Origin of the sequence: Allohoeflea poritis (assembly GCF_027889715.1) — a bacterium.
Classification (GTDB): Bacteria; Pseudomonadota; Alphaproteobacteria; order Rhizobiales; family Rhizobiaceae; genus Hoeflea_A; species Hoeflea_A poritis.
Window position 1 is genome coordinate 74,824 of record NZ_JAPJZH010000013.1, and the last position, 14,265, is coordinate 89,088.

General features: G+C 59.9%; 17 protein-coding genes. 11 read left to right on the forward strand and 6 right to left on the reverse strand.

The genetic code is table 11. The features are described from left to right. Positions 1–75 precede the first annotated feature (75 nt). The 4 genes from OOZ53_RS19215 (at position 76) to OOZ53_RS19230 (ending at position 4,241) form a co-directional block, all read left to right on the forward strand. Positions 76–480, forward strand: coding sequence for a hypothetical protein (locus OOZ53_RS19215; protein ID WP_271091333.1), 405 nt, complete (start codon positions 76–78; stop codon positions 478–480). 182 nt (positions 481–662) lie between these two features. After that, on the forward strand, positions 663–2,399 hold the full coding sequence (gene fliF, locus OOZ53_RS19220) for a flagellar basal-body MS-ring/collar protein FliF (protein ID WP_271091334.1): 1,737 nt from the start codon (positions 663–665) through the stop codon (positions 2,397–2,399). Positions 2,400–2,688: 289 nt separating this feature from the next. After that, positions 2,689–3,411, forward strand: a complete 723-nt coding sequence (visN, locus tag OOZ53_RS19225) for a transcriptional regulator VisN (RefSeq protein ID WP_425499193.1) — start codon at positions 2,689–2,691, stop codon at positions 3,409–3,411. Positions 3,412–3,605: 194 nt separating this feature from the next. Then, the gene (locus OOZ53_RS19230) at positions 3,606–4,241 is read left to right on the forward strand and encodes a helix-turn-helix transcriptional regulator (protein ID WP_271091336.1); all 636 of its coding nucleotides are present in this window, start codon (positions 3,606–3,608) and stop codon (positions 4,239–4,241) included. A gap of 16 nt (positions 4,242–4,257) precedes the next feature. Here the strand turns inward: OOZ53_RS19230 and OOZ53_RS19235 are convergent, their stop codons facing one another. From OOZ53_RS19235 to motA, 6 genes are all read right to left on the reverse strand, one after another. After that, positions 4,258–4,695 (reverse strand): hypothetical protein, encoded by a 438-nt coding sequence (locus OOZ53_RS19235; protein WP_271091337.1) that lies wholly within the window; start codon positions 4,693–4,695, stop codon positions 4,258–4,260. 6 nt (positions 4,696–4,701) lie between these two features. Next, on the reverse strand, positions 4,702–5,778 hold the full coding sequence (gene flhB, locus OOZ53_RS19240) for a flagellar biosynthesis protein FlhB (RefSeq protein ID WP_271091338.1): 1,077 nt from the start codon (positions 5,776–5,778) through the stop codon (positions 4,702–4,704). A 68-nt stretch (positions 5,779–5,846) separates the two neighbouring features. Continuing rightward, positions 5,847–6,887, reverse strand: a complete 1,041-nt coding sequence (locus tag OOZ53_RS19245; protein WP_271091406.1) for a flagellar motor switch protein FliG — start codon at positions 6,885–6,887, stop codon at positions 5,847–5,849. After that, complete coding sequence (gene fliN / locus OOZ53_RS19250) at positions 6,887–7,456, reverse strand: flagellar motor switch protein FliN (protein WP_425499189.1); 570 nt, start codon at positions 7,454–7,456, stop codon at positions 6,887–6,889. The genes OOZ53_RS19245 and fliN overlap by 1 nt, the downstream gene beginning before the upstream one ends. Before the next feature lie 51 nt (positions 7,457–7,507). Next, positions 7,508–8,473, reverse strand: coding sequence for a FliM/FliN family flagellar motor switch protein (locus tag OOZ53_RS19255; protein ID WP_271091340.1), 966 nt, complete (start codon positions 8,471–8,473; stop codon positions 7,508–7,510). Further along, the gene (gene motA, locus OOZ53_RS19260) at positions 8,457–9,335 is read right to left on the reverse strand and encodes a flagellar motor stator protein MotA (RefSeq protein WP_271091341.1); all 879 of its coding nucleotides are present in this window, start codon (positions 9,333–9,335) and stop codon (positions 8,457–8,459) included. Before motA ends, OOZ53_RS19255 begins: the two co-directional genes overlap by 17 nt. A gap of 188 nt (positions 9,336–9,523) precedes the next feature. Between motA and OOZ53_RS19265 the strand changes: the two genes are divergently transcribed. From OOZ53_RS19265 to fliE, 7 genes are all read left to right on the forward strand, one after another. Next, complete coding sequence (locus OOZ53_RS19265) at positions 9,524–10,300, forward strand: DUF1217 domain-containing protein (RefSeq protein WP_271091342.1); 777 nt, start codon at positions 9,524–9,526, stop codon at positions 10,298–10,300. Positions 10,301–10,309: 9 nt separating this feature from the next. Beyond that, positions 10,310–11,020 carry a flagellar basal-body rod protein FlgF gene (gene flgF / locus OOZ53_RS19270; RefSeq protein WP_271091343.1) on the forward strand — a complete coding sequence of 237 codons (711 nt, stop codon included), beginning with the start codon at positions 10,310–10,312 and terminating at the stop codon, positions 11,018–11,020. 28 nt (positions 11,021–11,048) lie between these two features. Next, a complete protein-coding gene (gene fliI / locus OOZ53_RS19275; protein WP_271091344.1) occupies positions 11,049–12,452 on the forward strand; it encodes a flagellar protein export ATPase FliI in 1,404 nt (467 codons plus the stop codon). A 13-nt stretch (positions 12,453–12,465) separates the two neighbouring features. After that, positions 12,466–13,029, forward strand: a complete 564-nt coding sequence (locus OOZ53_RS19280; RefSeq protein WP_271091345.1) for a flagellar protein — start codon at positions 12,466–12,468, stop codon at positions 13,027–13,029. 96 nt (positions 13,030–13,125) lie between these two features. Then, complete coding sequence (gene flgB / locus OOZ53_RS19285; RefSeq protein ID WP_271091346.1) at positions 13,126–13,503, forward strand: flagellar basal body rod protein FlgB; 378 nt, start codon at positions 13,126–13,128, stop codon at positions 13,501–13,503. A 5-nt stretch (positions 13,504–13,508) separates the two neighbouring features. Continuing rightward, entirely contained in the window at positions 13,509–13,925 is a 417-nt protein-coding gene (flgC, locus tag OOZ53_RS19290) for a flagellar basal body rod protein FlgC (RefSeq protein ID WP_271091407.1), read from the forward strand. Next, positions 13,925–14,254 (forward strand): flagellar hook-basal body complex protein FliE, encoded by a 330-nt coding sequence (fliE, locus tag OOZ53_RS19295; protein WP_271091347.1) that lies wholly within the window; start codon positions 13,925–13,927, stop codon positions 14,252–14,254. The genes flgC and fliE overlap by 1 nt, the downstream gene beginning before the upstream one ends. Positions 14,255–14,265: the final 11 nt, after the last annotated feature.

Genomic DNA, 14,265 nt, shown 5'->3' on the forward strand with positions numbered 1-14,265 from the left:
CGCCTGTTAAGCGGATCGAAACGGGATGTGTGTAGTGTCTGTAACTTGACGGGCGACCCAGCGGAGTATTGCGTAATGGCGGGGACAGGCCAAAATCTGGCAAAAAAAGACGTCGAGGCATCTGATCAGGCAGCGGAATCGCTGACGACGCTGCTTCTCAAACTACAGCTTGAACTGGCGGAAGTGGCGCAGTTGATCGAGGCGGCCGAAGTCGTCCTGTGCAGGGTTCATGGCGATGGCAAGCACGTCAATCCAGAAGATCTCCCGGTGATTCAGGGGATGGATCTGGCGATACAGAAGACCAAGGGTCTCAGCGACTTCCTCGCCAAACTTGCCGGGGACACGCCGCAGGACCTGCTGATCGACACGACAACGGCGCTCAACGTCCTGAAATTGTCCGAAATGCAGCAGCGTCTGCGCCCCTATCCGGTAAAGGATGGCGGCTCTCGACACGACGCCGGTGACACGGAGATGTTTTGACGCCGCAATCCCGGCGGCTTCGGACGCTGCGGTCGATACCGGCAAACCGCGTTGATTTTCAACGGCTACGTCCTTCACATCACCCTCGCGCAAGCTTCGATTTGTAGCGTTTGATCGTCCGGCCTTCACGGGTCCGGCCGGCGCTGCTTTTGGCGGCGGCGGGGGTGCGATGTGGAGACAGAATGAATCTGTTGAACCAACTTTCCAGCTTACCGGGTACGCTTTCCGCGCTCGGCACGAACAGGCTCCTTGCGCTTGCCGGGACCGGTATTCTTGCCGTTGCCGTTATCGCGGTGGCGGCGTTGTTCCTGAACCGGCCGGCCTATGAGACCCTCTATGTCGGCCTGGAGGGCAGCGATTCGAACCAGATCGCAATTGCCCTGGGTGAAATGGGCATCCCGTTCGAAGTCAGTTCGGATGGCGGGACCGTCAACGTCCCGGCCGGCCTGACCGGGCGCGCGCGCATGGTGCTCGCCGAACGCGGGCTGCCCAACAGTTCGACATCCGGATATGAGCTGTTCGACAATGTCGGCTCCCTCGGCCTGACATCCTTCATGCAGGAAGTGACGCGGGTGCGCGCGCTGGAAGGGGAAATCGCCCGCACCATCCGTTCAATCAACGGAATATCGGCGGCGCGGGTGCATATCGTCATGCCGGACAGGGGCAGTTTTCGCCGCGGCGAACAAAAACCGTCCGCATCGGTCATGGTCCGGGCGATCGGCAATGACGGGCGCCGGGCCGCGCAGTCGATCCGTCATCTTGTCGCCTCATCCGTCCCCGGCCTCAGCGTCGACGATGTCACGGTGCTCGATTCGACCGGCCAGCTGCTGGCCTCGGGAGACGACTTTTCCAACAGCACGATGAACCGTTCGCTGAACATTGTTCAGACCGTGGAGTCGGAAATTGTCAGCAACATCGACAAGGCGCTGGCGCCGTTCCTCGGCATTGACAATTTCCGCGCCAGCGTCCGCGCCAACATCAATACCGATACGCAGCAGATTCAGGAAACCGTTTTCGATCCCGATTCCCGGGTGGAGCGATCTGTCAGGGTGACACGGGAAAACAAGGCTTCCAACAGCTCCGAGACCAATGCGCCGGCGACGGTCGAGCAGAATCTGCCGACCGAACAGGTGCAGGGTTCGGCGGGTCCGCAATCGTCCGAATCCAACGAGCGCAAGGAAGAGCAGACGAACTACGAGATCAATTCCCGCACCATCGCAACGGTCCGCAACAGCTATAGTATCGAGAGGCTCTCGATCGCAGTCGTGATCAACGAGGGCCGCATCATGGCAATGCTCGGAGACGGAGCCGGCAAGGACGATGTCGACAACCACCTTGCCGAGCTGCAGCAGATCGTGGCGTCGGCGGCCGGCCTGGATCTCGAGCGCGGCGACCAGATCAAACTGACGGTTGTAAAATTCCTGGAAACGGAATTGCTGAGCGAAGCCGCCCAGAGCGAAGGCATCGGTCAAACGGTAGGGCGGCATCTTGGCAGCATGATCAATGCCGGTGCCTTCGTTCTGGTCGCGATCCTTGTCGTGTGGTTCGGTTTCCGTCCGCTGGCCAATGCGTTGACATCCGGGGTAAGGCAGGAAGAGGCGGAAACCGCGGACCTGCCTGATTTCAGTCCAACCAACGCCAGTATGGATGGTTTCGGTGCCGATTTCGGTTTCGATCCCGCTGAGGAGGCCGCGCCTGAAGCCGGTCCGTTTGCCCTTGACGCTGATCCGGCAGCAGCCGCTGCCGCGGCGGCGGCGCCGATGCCAGGCGCGCCCATGCCGGGCGCTGCTCCGCCCACCGAGGATATCAGTCGCCGCGTGAAGGAAGGACCCGAAAAACGCCTGGCGCGGATGGTCGAGATCAATGAAGAACGCGCCGCCAAGATCCTGCGGAAATGGGCGCTTGAAGATGCAGCCTGAGGTTTTGTCCATTGACAAGGGATGGCAATGGCTGCGAGGTTGTGCCTGCAGTTGATTAATACGAATCACTGCGGTCATACTTTCTGCAGTGTGTAAAGTGCTAGAAGTGACCATACGAATTACGCAGGGAGAGTGATAACCTCTCCTTGGAATGTCAGGCCCGATTTGAGTTTACTTGGCCGGACATCCTACTCGGGGGCGACGGGAAGCGTACGGGGACTGAATTTTTGCGAAGGGGAATCGGCCGCGGCAATAGTGTACGGATTTGTGCAATTCCGCGCGTTGAAAAATCAACGAAACTACGAACGGTCTTGCCGGCCCTTGTGCACGCGGGAGCATGCGAATGAGCAGGGCACGGTTGCTGGAAGACGTGAAACTGGCCGGACAAAGCGGTGATATCGCCGACGGCCTGAAGTTGATTGCCGACTATGCCGGTGCGGCCAACTATCTTCTGGCGCGCTGGGACGTTTATTCGGAAGGCAGCCTTGAATTTGCGGTTTCCGCGAACTGGCCGTTCGACCTGGTGCGCACGCTGGGATCGATTCTGGCCAGGGCACAGTTCAAGATCACCGAAATCGAGCGTTGTACGTCGGCCATGCTGCCGTCTTTTCTGGATTGTCCACAGGCAATTGCGATGCCGCCGCATCTGAGCCGTCAGCTCTGCGTCGTTCCGTTCGACGTCGGTCCGGCGCGCATGGTTCTGATGCTTTGTTTCGTGGATGGCATGATCTTTTCTCAGAACAGGCTGCATGATGTTGCCCAGGTCTGCGCCTATCACCTGGCGAGTTTCCAGAAGGATATTTTCGGCGTGGAGGTTCTTCAGGATCTGACCGACCGGGAACTCGAATGTCTGTCCTGGATTGCCGAAGGCAAGACCAGCGACGAAATCTCACTGATTATCGGAATCTCACGCAACACGGTGAACAACTACATCACCAGCATCATGAAGAAGACGTCAACCAAAACAAGATCGGAGGCCATCGCACATGCCGTAAGGAACAATCTCATTTGAAGACGCGGGTTTGCAACATCCGCATTCGCATTTCGAAACGCATACTTTGTTTCGTAATTTAGCTCATTAATCAGTTCGTCAAAAACGGGGGCGAGACGTTGGAGACGGCACTTAGAAAATCGGTCAACGACAATCTCGAGGATTGTCAGGCTTGGCCTCAGAAACCCGACAGGGACCCGGAAGGGACTACCGAGTTGGAGGACGCGGCGCAGGAGCTGAGGATGATCCTCGGCGCAGATGGTTATGTTGTGTGTCGGGTCAATCGATTTGCAGCGAGCAACGCGCAACGCATAACGGTCGTATTGAGTTCGGTCGACCGGCAGATGCGAAAGGCAATGTCGACCATTGGCGCTTCCATCGAGGCGCATATGGAATGGTCGCTGCTTCCTTTTGCCTGGCCTGGCGAAGACAGCGATGCTGCCACCGGTCCTTTCATTGCAGAGTTATCCGTGAGCGGAGCACCGGTCGCCGGTATCGGCTTTCCGGTGAAACTGGGCATCATGGGCAATGGCTTTGCACTGTTCTTCGGTTCGGACCTTGATCTCGCGGGAGACCGCGTGGTGGAGTTCCATCGCGATATCTACCGCATAATGCGGGAGCTGCTGACCCTGGATGTCCAGCGGATTTCTCCGCACCAGAACCTCAACGACCGTGAACTGCAATGTCTGCAGCTTGCGGCCGACGGTCACAAGAGTGAAGCGATTGCCGAAGAGCTTGCTCTATCGGTACACACGGTCAATGCCTATCTCGGCTTTGCTGCAACAAAACTCGATGCAGTCAACCGTATTCAGGCAATAGCCAAAGCCATAAGGCTTGGCCTGATCGGTTAGAAAAGCCTGCTCTGTCCTATTGCGGGCAGGGCAGGTTGAAATCGTTGAATGCGCTGGCTTTCAGATTGGCTGCCAGCAAGGCCGTGTTCTCATCCGGGTTCGGCGACGGATCGTCGAAAGAGATATGGTTGATTTCGACTTGTCCGTGGCTCTCCAGCAAAGTGAGCCGCGCGAACACCGTTATGCCGTCCGGCTTCAGCTCCAGGTCGAGGGTGACCTGCGGCGTCGTTCCCCAATCGAGGTTGTAGTCTCCTCCCACACCGAAATTCACGGTGCCGGGCTGGAAGAACAACTCGGCCGCCGAGGAAACCAGATCGGACAGATCGCTATGGCACCCCAGTCGCAAGAGAGCGATAAGGTCCGCGGCATCGATGAGACGCAACTCGCTGGCAACCGACCGGATGGCGTGAGCGACGATCTCTTCGCGCTCTTTGGTGTACGGGCAAATCTTCATGGACGGCTAGTTCATTTTTGCGGGTGATTTCGAGTAAACCACATGGATCAGTTCTGCGACCGCCTTGTAAAAGGCTGGCGGGATGACACTACCAACCGAAGCTTGTGCAAAAATGGAGCGCGCGAGCGGTGGGTCCTCAAATACCGGAATGTCATTGTTTTCAGCAACTTCTCTGATTTTCAGAGCGACAAGATCCTGCCCTTTGGCGACCACCATCGGCGCGTCGTTTTCTTCGCGCACATAGCGCAACGCGACCGCATAGTGCGTCGGGTTGGCGATCACCAGCGTGGCTCTCGGGACATCGGATATCATGCGTTTGCGCGCCCGGTCGCGGGCAAGTGAACGCTGCCGCGCCTTGACGATCGGATCACCATCCGATTGCTTGATTTCGTCCTTCAGCTCCTGGCGCGTCATCCGCAGCTTGTTGCGCCAGTGGAACCGTGTCCACAGCAGGTCGACAATGGCCAGGAGCGCCGTGGCGATCAAAACGATGACGAACACCTTGCGCGCCAGCCGCGCGATCGTTTGCGGAACGGTCGCCGGGTCGGAGAACATGCCGCTCAGAACCGCATAATAGTCGGTCAGCATCGCGACGCCGATAATCGAAGAGATGACCAGGATCTTCGTGATGGACTTGGCAAAGTCCACCAGTCCCTGGGCGCCGAAAAGGCGCTGAAAGCCCTTGCTGATGGAAAGGCGCGACAATTGCGGCTTGATGCGGTCAACCGCCGGCCGCGGGATGTTCTGCATGACGGATGCGGCGATGCCGAAGATCATCATCAGCGCAAAAGCCGGCAGCAGCAGGTGGCTGGTCTCCCAGAAGAGGTGATTGAACAGCGAAACGACATCTTCGCCGCTGCTGATCGAGTGCACGGAGGAGTTGGCGAAAATATCGGCCAGCGAGACGGAGACATAGGATGCGCCCGACGGCATGAAGAAGATACAGAAGACCAGGATTGCACAGGAGGATGCGAAGACCGGCACTTCACGCGAGAAAGGGATATTGCCCTTTTCGATGGCGTCACGGATCTTCTTTTCCGTCGGTTCCTCTGTTTTGCTTTCCTGGTCCTGTTCTTCGGCCATCAAATGCTCCAAGCTAACTCAGAATTACTCTAGCCCGGATTTCTCCAGTTTCGCGACACGCGGTGCCGTCAGGCCGCCTGATCGTCCTGTTCGTCGTCAACGAGCTTGATCTGTCCCATGGACGCAAGGCGGATCGCTTCCTGCGTGATCGCGCGCCTTGCGACGGCGATATCGCGTGTCGTGATATTCTGCATTTCCTCGGACAGGTCCGCCTCGATCATGCGCCGCTGCCGCGCGCCGATGGAGGACAGGGCGGCTTCCTTGACCTCTTCGCCGGCGCCGCGCAGTGCGGTGGTCATTGTCTCGCTGCCGATATCGTTGAACAGCGTGACACGGCTGCGCTGCGGCATTGTAAGGATATCGTCGAACAGGAAGACCTTGGGCTTGACCTTCGCCACATCCTCCGAGCTGATTGATTCAAGGTCGCCGAGCAGTGCGTCGACAACCGGTTTTTCCAGCTCGTTCATCAGATCGGCCACGCGGGTGGTCGCTTCGGTGTTCTGCTCGCCCTGCAGGTCGTCGATCATTTGCGTGACGCGCTGCTCGATGATCTCCGAGATCTTCGGATTGACCGATTTCATGTTGACCGCCCGGTGAACGATATCGGCCCGCTGTTTTTCGGGAACTTCCAGCAGGATCTTTGCGGCAAAGGAGGACGGCAGCATTGAGACGACATAGGCGATGGTCTGCGGATGTTCCTTTGAGAGGAACTGGCCGATGAAACCCGGATCCGTGTCCTGCAGCCTGTCCCAGATGCTGGTATCGCCGCTGAGCGGCACGTCCTTGCCGCCGAGGAGGCCTTCCAGTTCCTCCGGTTCGAGACCTTCCTGGAGGATGCCCTGCATCGCCTTGGCATTGTCCATCAATCCGGTGCCTTCGGTGAAGAGGTCCTCGAATTCGCTGACCACCTCCTCGAGCTCGTTCGGCGGGATGCTGCGCAGCGATTGGGCGCTGGAGATGATGGTCTGAAGCTCGGAAGGAGCGAAGAATTTCAGCAGCTTGCCGGCAACCGGCTTGCCCATCGCGATCAGGATGGCAGCCGCCTTCTGCGGTCTGGAAAGCGGCTGGCCGATGGATTTTCCGGCCGCGAGTTCTTCGTATTCCTCCATCATTTGCCGCTGCCGAGGATTTCCGTCAGCCGCACGCCGAAGCGTGTCTCATCTTCCTCAAGAACCGTGATCTCGCCATGCCCGATCATCCGGCCATTGACCATGATATCGACGGTTTCGCCGATCTTGCGGTCGAGCGATATGGTTGCGCCCTCGTCGAGGCTCATCAGGCTCGACACTTTCATGCGCGTCTTGCCGAGAACGATCTGAACGTCGACGGGAATCTCCATGATGATGTCGGCATTGGGGATATTGCCGCTCGCACCTGTCGTTTGACCCATGGCCGGCGCTGCGGGTTCCGTTGCAAACGGCTCGGCGGAAAAATCGCCTCCGATATCACCGGTCTCGGACAAAGGGTCGGTCTCCTCGGTTGCCGTTTCGGGGAAATCGTCCATGGACAGTCCGCCCGCGCCAAACGGATCTTCTTCTTCGTTGCTGTTGCCCAGTGAGCCGGCGGCGTCTTTTTCCAGAACGCCGCGCAGATCGCCGATTGCCTGATCCAGTTCAGCGTCCGGTTCTTCGGCCGGCGTATCCTCGTCCTTCATGGCCTTGTTGTCAGACATAGTCATGTGTCCTTCGTCTCGTTGTCCTTGCGGCGCCGGACGCCGCGGCTTGTTCGCTTACCCCGGGGCGATGTCCCGCATCAGCTCGTGTTCGTGGCGGTGCGGCTCCTGCACCCGGACCGTGTACCGGTTGCCGGCCTTGCCGAACTCGCACCAGAAGAGTTCCTTGCCGCCGGCCGACAGCAGCGTGCGCACGCCGCCCTCGTCATCAAAAGGCAGGACATCGCCTTCCTGCAGACGCGCCACTTCACCCAGCGTCAACGCGCTCAGCGATATGCGCGCCTCAAGCAGCACATGGGAATGGCTGACCTGGGTCGTCAGTTGCCTGGCCCAGCTCGGCCGTTCCGGTTTCAGCGGTTTTCCGTCCTCCTGCTCGGCGATTTTCGATTTCAGCAGCGGGCGCTGGGGCAGCACAACCATGAACGGCGCCTCGACCGATCCGAGGCGAACTTGAAATGTGAGCAGCACACACGGCGTGTTCTCCTTGCCCTCCTCGAGCTCCGGCTGTTCCTGCGTCGCTTGGCCGGCCGTTGCTTCCTTGGGCACCGGCAATGCAATTGCGGATTTCAGGCTTTCGGCGAACTGGGCGAAGAGGATCGTCGAGACATCGAGTTCGATCTCCGACAGTTCGCGCGGCTTGATCTTCTTGCCCTCCGGAACGCCGCCGCCGAGCATGCATTCCATGACGGCGATGACGAAGACGGTGTTGGCTGCCAGCGTGATGTCATCGCACCAGCCGTCGATAAAGACCGGGCAGATGACGGAATTGACGTCGAATTCCGCGATCAGCTCCGATCGCGGACCGGCCTTGAAACTGTCGAACTCGACATCGACCGGCTCTCCGATGGCCTTGCCGGCGTTGAGCGCCAGCGACAGGCCGGTCATCTCGGCCAGCATGAGGCACTGCATTTCCAGTGTGTCCCGGTCGCCGGACTGCCCCGTCATGCGCTGCAGGAGCGCGGCGTCGAAGCGTTCGGCTGCTGTGGTTGCCTCGTCGTTCATCGGATCAGGCCGCTTTCGCATCGCCGCCGCTTCCGGCGCTCATCATCTCCTGCTCGACCGCATCGATCGACGGGCGTTCGTAGGAGGAGATGGTCTTGCGGCCGTGCTCGAGCGCCACCTGTGGAACCGAGCCGTTCATATAGGCAAGCAGTGTCTGCTTGACGATGACATAGAGGCGGTTCTGCTTTTCGCGAACAATCTTGATCTGTGCCGCGATCGGCCCGAGCACGGAATAGGACAGGAAAATGCCCAGGAACGTGCCGACGAGGGCCGCGCCAATCAGCGCACCGAGGATTTCCGGGGACTGGTCGATGGCGCCCATCGCCTTGATGACGCCGAGAACGGCGGCGACGATGCCGATGGCCGGACAGGCATCCGACACGGTCACGATGGCATGGTAGGATTTCAGCTTGTCATGCTCGATCGTGTTGATTTCCTCGTCCATCAACGACTCGATCTCGTGCGGGCGCGCATTGCCGATGATGATCAGCCGGACGTAGTCGCAGATGAATGCCGTCAATTCGTGATTGGCGAGCACGGTCGGCGCTGTCTGGAAGATGCTCGATTCCTCGGGATTGTCGATATGCGCTTCGATCTCGTTGCGCGACTTCGACCTGAGATCGCGCATCAGCCCGTAGAGCACGGCCAGCGTGTCGAGATAATCGCGCTCCTTGGGCACCGCGAATTTGAACGCCTCCCAAAGGGCCTTGCCGGAATCCTTGATGGTCTTCATCGGGTTGGCGACCAGGAATCCGCCAAAAGCCGCGCCGCCGATGATCAGCAGCTCGTAGGGCTGCATCAGGACGCTGAGATAGCCGCCCATGGCCATGTAGCCGCCGAGTATGCATCCGAAGGTGACGACAAGTCCTATGATGATGTTCATGGGCGGGCACGACTCTTTTGCTGAAAACGTCGCGCTAGAGGTACGTGCTCTGGCTTGCGTGAAGCTTGACCTTTCATGCGGCGCGGCCCGTCCTGCGAAAGCTTCGCACAAGGCTGCGACCGTAGTTTCGGCTTCAGCAAGGATGGGCGTGTTGGCGGCCCGCGCCGAAGGCAAACGACGAGAGCACGATGGTAACCACCTACACAAGCTATCTGAACATCGCCAACAATCTGGACCGCTCCATACAGCTGGCCAGCGAGCAGCCGATCGTCGCGCGCGAGACCGAATATTACCTGGCCAATGTCGGAAAGATCGATACGGTCGATGAATTCATGGCCGACAGCCGCATCTACAATTATGCGCTGAAGGCCCATGGGCTGGAGGAGATGTCCTATGCCAAGGCCTTCATCCGCAAGGTCCTGACCGAAGGCATCGACAACACCGACGCATTCGCCAACCAGTTGACCGATACCCGGTACCGTGATCTTGCCGAGGCGTTCAACTTCGCCCGACATGGCGACACCGCGACCGTCTTCACCGTCGCGCAGCAGGGCACGGTCGACAAATATGTTCGCCTGACACTTGAGGAGGACGCCGGCAACGCCAATGAGGGTGTCCGCCTGGCGCTCTATTTCGAGCGCATGGCACCCACCCTCGAAAATGCCTACGAGATCCTGTCGGATACGGCGCTGTCAGCGGTCGCGCGCACCATTCTCAGCTTGCCGGACGAGTATGCCTATACCGACATCGACAAGCAGGCGGCGTTTTTCGAGGCCAATCTGGACTTCGCGGATTTCAAGGATCCGGCCAAGCTCAGCGAGCTGATGCAGCGCTTTACGAGCCTTTGGGAAATAAACAATCCGTCGACCGCGCTGAATGCGGCCTCCTTGCTGTCTCCATTCTCACCGAGGGAAATCTCCCCCGACCTGATGATTGCCATCAACAATCTCAAGCTCGGCGGCTAGGGCGGAATCATGCAGTCATCACTTTACGTCGCGCTATCCTCGCAGATCGCACTTGAGAACCGGCTGAACACGCTTGCCGACAATATCGCCAATGCCAGCACTATCGGATATCGGCCGACCGAAATCCGGTTCGAATCGCTGCTCAGCGACAACACCGCCTTTGTGTCGGAAGGCCAAACCTATCTGTCGACCATCGGCGGCGGGATGACACAAACGGAAAACCTGCTGGATTTCGCGGTCCAGGGCGAGGGGTGGTTCGCTATCGAAACACCTGCCGGCCTGACTCTGACCCGGGACGGACGCTTCACCATGGCCGAGGGTGGCGATCTGGTGACATTGAACGGCTACCCCGTGCTGGACCCGGGCGGTGCGCCGATCCAGCTGGATGGTGCCGCCGGTCCTCCGGAAGTGTCCCGCGACGGGCTGTTGCGGCAGAACGGCGCGGTGGTCGGCTCCATCGGTGTCTACGCGGCGGATCTTGAACAGGGCTTCATCCGTTTTGAAAACAGCGGGATTGTTCCGACGGCAAATCCCGAACCGATCGTCGACAGGGCGAATTCCGGTGTCCTGCAGGGCTATCTCGAGGATTCCGGCGTCAATGCCATGTCCGAGATGAGCCGGCTTATCATGGTGACACGCGCGTTCGAAAATGCGGCAAGCCTGATCAAGGAGGGAGAGAACACCCTTGATGAGGCGGTCCGCACATTAGGGACCACGTAATGCGGCTTTTTCGCCGAAGGGCTGAGCGATGTCCGAGGTGACGAACGCGCCGGCCGGCATCCGGCGCCGGTCGGCAACGCTGGACGCCTTCGAGCGGCTGGTTGGACGGTTCTCCAATCCCGATGAACTGGTGCGTCGCGGCGGGCTTGTCACCACCATCACGCCCAACAATTACGAAGTGTCCGGCCTTTCGCCCTATGTGTGCCTCGGCGACTATGTCGAGCACCACGGGCGCGCCGGCATGACCCTGGGTGAAGTGGTCAAGGTCGAGCCGCACGCCGTCATCGTGTGCCCGGTGGAGCGCGGCGAGGCGATCGCCATCGGCGATCCCGTCATTCGTTTCGGTGCGTTTCGTATTGCGCCCGACGCCAGCTGGTGCGGGCGCACCATCAACGCGCTTGGACAGCCGATAGACGGACTTGGCGCTCTGGAGCCGGGAAAGCGCCGGCGGGCGGTCGCCAACGACGCACCGGCCTCGATGACCCGGCAGCGGGTCAACAAGCCGCTGAAAACAGGCATCCGTGCCATCGACATATTTTCTCCGCTATGCCTCGGGCAGCGTCTGGGGATTTTCGCCGGATCGGGTGTCGGCAAGTCGACGCTCCTGTCGATGCTGACCCGAGCCGAGGCCTTTGACCGTGCCGTTATCGCGCTGGTCGGCGAGCGCGGTCGCGAAGTGCGCGAATTCATCGAGGATACGCTGGGCGAGCAGATGGGCAAATCCGTTGCCGTCGTCGCGACCAGCGACGAGAGTCCGATGGTGCGCCGCATGGCCCCGATGACCGCCATGACCGTGGCGGAACATTTTCGCGACAATGGCGAAAACGTCCTTCTTGTGGTCGACAGCGTAACCCGCTTTGCCCACGCCATACGCGAAGTCAGCGTCGCATCGGGCGAATTGCCCGTTGCCCGGGGCTATCCGGCGACGGTGTTCACCGAACTGCCTCGGTTGCTTGAGCGTGCAGGACCCGGCGGCGCCAATGCCGGCTCGATCACCGCCATTGTCTCGATCCTGGTTGACGGCGACAACCACAATGATCCGATCGCCGACTCGACCCGTGGCATACTTGACGGGCACATCGTTCTCGAACGCAGCCTGGCGGAGGAAGGCCGTTATCCGCCGATCAATCCTTTGGCTTCCATATCGCGGCTTGCGCGAACCGCCTGGGAACCGGATGAGGAAAAGCTGGTGATCAGGCTGCGTGCCCTGATCCAGCGCTACGAGGAGACCAAGGATCTCAGATTGTTGGGCGGCTACAAACCCGGATCGGACAGCGAACTGGATCTCGCGGTCCAGCAGGTGCCGGTCATCTACGACATTCTGAGGCAACAGCCGCATGACAAGCCCGCGCGCGACGCCTTCAACGATCTTGCCGATGCCATGAAACATGCTGCTGCCAAGGCGCAGCAGGAACAAAAGCCCGCACAATGACCAGAGCGCATCCATGAGCGACAAAAAGCAAACAGCCTCGCATGACGACGATCTGCCTGAAGTGCCGCAGGGCGATGGCGATCGCGCCGATCGGATGCTGATCGGCGCGGGTCTTGCGATCGCGGCCTTTGCCGCATTCTTCCCATGGTACGTATTTCTCAATCAGGAAGATTTCGGAATACAGCCTTACTCGCTTTCGACCGGCCGCGATATGGCCGGCATGCCCGGTCGCGGCGCGGTCAGCGTTTCGCCGCTGTCGATCCCTGATTCCGAAGAGGAAGCGCAGGACGAGGATTTCGATTCAATCACCACGGCGACCATTACGCTCGACGGCGAGGAAGGTGAATACGAAGCCGAGGACGATGGCGAGGTTCCCCAGCAGGCCTTTCCCGGCGTTTCATCCGCCTTTCGCCTCCTGCATGTCGTCAACGGCCGGGCCCTGATCGAGGATGGAAACGGCGTATACGTTGTTCGCGTGGGGTCGATTTTGCCCGACGACAGCCGGCTGGCGACCCTCGAACAGCGCGATGGGCGCTGGGTCATCGTTACCTCCGACGGCGAAGTCATAGAACGGTAGCCCCTGCGGCTCCGGCCGAATTTGCGTGCACACAGGCCCCGCGCAAGTCCCGCGCAAGATTGAATTCCTAGTTTGCCCGCCAAAGGGGAGATTCGGATGGAGCCGATCCAGCTGTTTCAACTAGCATCGGACAAGGCGCATTGGCTGTCTGTCCGGCAAAGTGTGGTGGCCGGCAACATCGCAAACGCCAACACGCCGGACTATGTCGCGATGGATATCGATCCGTTCGAGACGGTGCTCAACTCCGTCGGCTCGCGCATGGCCGCCACCCATCCGGCGCATTTCACGGAAGACCCGCTGCGCGGATCGGTACGGGCGGATACCGGCCAGGATCTGAACGTATCGCCTTCCGGCAACGCCGTGTCGCTTGAGGAAGAACTGATCAAGGCGGGCGATATCCGCAAGGAATACGAACTCAGTACCGGCCTCATGCGCACCTTTCACCGCATGATGCTGCAGACGGTGGCGAAATGACGGTGATCGATCCCCTTTCGGCGGCCCTCAGAACCGCTGCTTCCGGACTTGAGGCCCAGTCCGTTCGCCTTCGCGTGGTGGCGGAGAACATGGCCAATGCGCAGACCACGGGCGCGGCGCCCGGGGCCGATCCCTATCAGCGCAAGACCATCGGTTTCGTATCCGAACTCGATGCGCTGACCGGCGCTTCGATGGTCCGCATCGAATCGATCGGCAAGGACAATTCGGATTTTTCGATCGAATACGATCCCGGGCACTCGGCCGCCGACGCCGAAGGCATGGTCAAGCTGCCCAATGTGAATGTGCTCGTGGAGATGGCCGACATGCGCGAGGCAAACCGCTCCTACGAGGCCAATCTGCAGACCATCAAGCAGGCCCGCGAGCTGATTTCCATGACCATTGATCTGTTGAGGACGTCGTGATGATCGAACTGGCCGGCACCGCCGCAATCACGTCTTTGACCCGGCCGGCCGGCGAAACCGCCGACGTCGCGGCGCAGTCGTCCGCGGCCGGTGCAGCAACCGGCTCCGGCGACTCCGAATTCGCCGCGATGCTGTCCGACATGGTCGCCGACATGACCGCGACCATTCGCCAGGGCGAGGAAATGTCGATGAAAGGCATCAACGGTCAGGCTGGAACACAGGAAGTCGTCGATGCGGTCATGAGCGCTGAGCGCACGCTGCAGACCGCGATCGCCGTGCGCGACAAGATCGTCACCGCCTATCTCGAAATCAGCCGAATGGCCATCTGAGGAGAAAGCCA

Coding starts and splice junctions, on each gene's coding strand:
- OOZ53_RS19280 (WP_271091345.1), top strand. CDS start 12,466: ATGAGCGACAAAAAGCAAACAGCCTCGCATGACGACGATCTGCCTGAA.
- flgB (WP_271091346.1), top strand. CDS start 13,126: ATGGAGCCGATCCAGCTGTTTCAACTAGCATCGGACAAGGCGCATTGG.
- OOZ53_RS19265 (WP_271091342.1), top strand. CDS start 9,524: ATGGTAACCACCTACACAAGCTATCTGAACATCGCCAACAATCTGGAC.
- fliN (WP_425499189.1), bottom strand. CDS start 7,456: ATGACTATGTCTGACAACAAGGCCATGAAGGACGAGGATACGCCGGCC.
- fliF (WP_271091334.1), top strand. CDS start 663: ATGAATCTGTTGAACCAACTTTCCAGCTTACCGGGTACGCTTTCCGCG.
- OOZ53_RS19235 (WP_271091337.1), bottom strand. CDS start 4,695: ATGAAGATTTGCCCGTACACCAAAGAGCGCGAAGAGATCGTCGCTCAC.
- motA (WP_271091341.1), bottom strand. CDS start 9,335: ATGAACATCATCATAGGACTTGTCGTCACCTTCGGATGCATACTCGGC.
- flgF (WP_271091343.1), top strand. CDS start 10,310: ATGCAGTCATCACTTTACGTCGCGCTATCCTCGCAGATCGCACTTGAG.
- OOZ53_RS19245 (WP_271091406.1), bottom strand. CDS start 6,887: ATGGAGGAATACGAAGAACTCGCGGCCGGAAAATCCATCGGCCAGCCG.
- OOZ53_RS19255 (WP_271091340.1), bottom strand. CDS start 8,473: ATGCGAAAGCGGCCTGATCCGATGAACGACGAGGCAACCACAGCAGCC.
- OOZ53_RS19215 (WP_271091333.1), top strand. CDS start 76: ATGGCGGGGACAGGCCAAAATCTGGCAAAAAAAGACGTCGAGGCATCT.
- fliI (WP_271091344.1), top strand. CDS start 11,049: ATGTCCGAGGTGACGAACGCGCCGGCCGGCATCCGGCGCCGGTCGGCA.
- flhB (WP_271091338.1), bottom strand. CDS start 5,778: ATGGCCGAAGAACAGGACCAGGAAAGCAAAACAGAGGAACCGACGGAA.
- fliE (WP_271091347.1), top strand. CDS start 13,925: ATGATCGAACTGGCCGGCACCGCCGCAATCACGTCTTTGACCCGGCCG.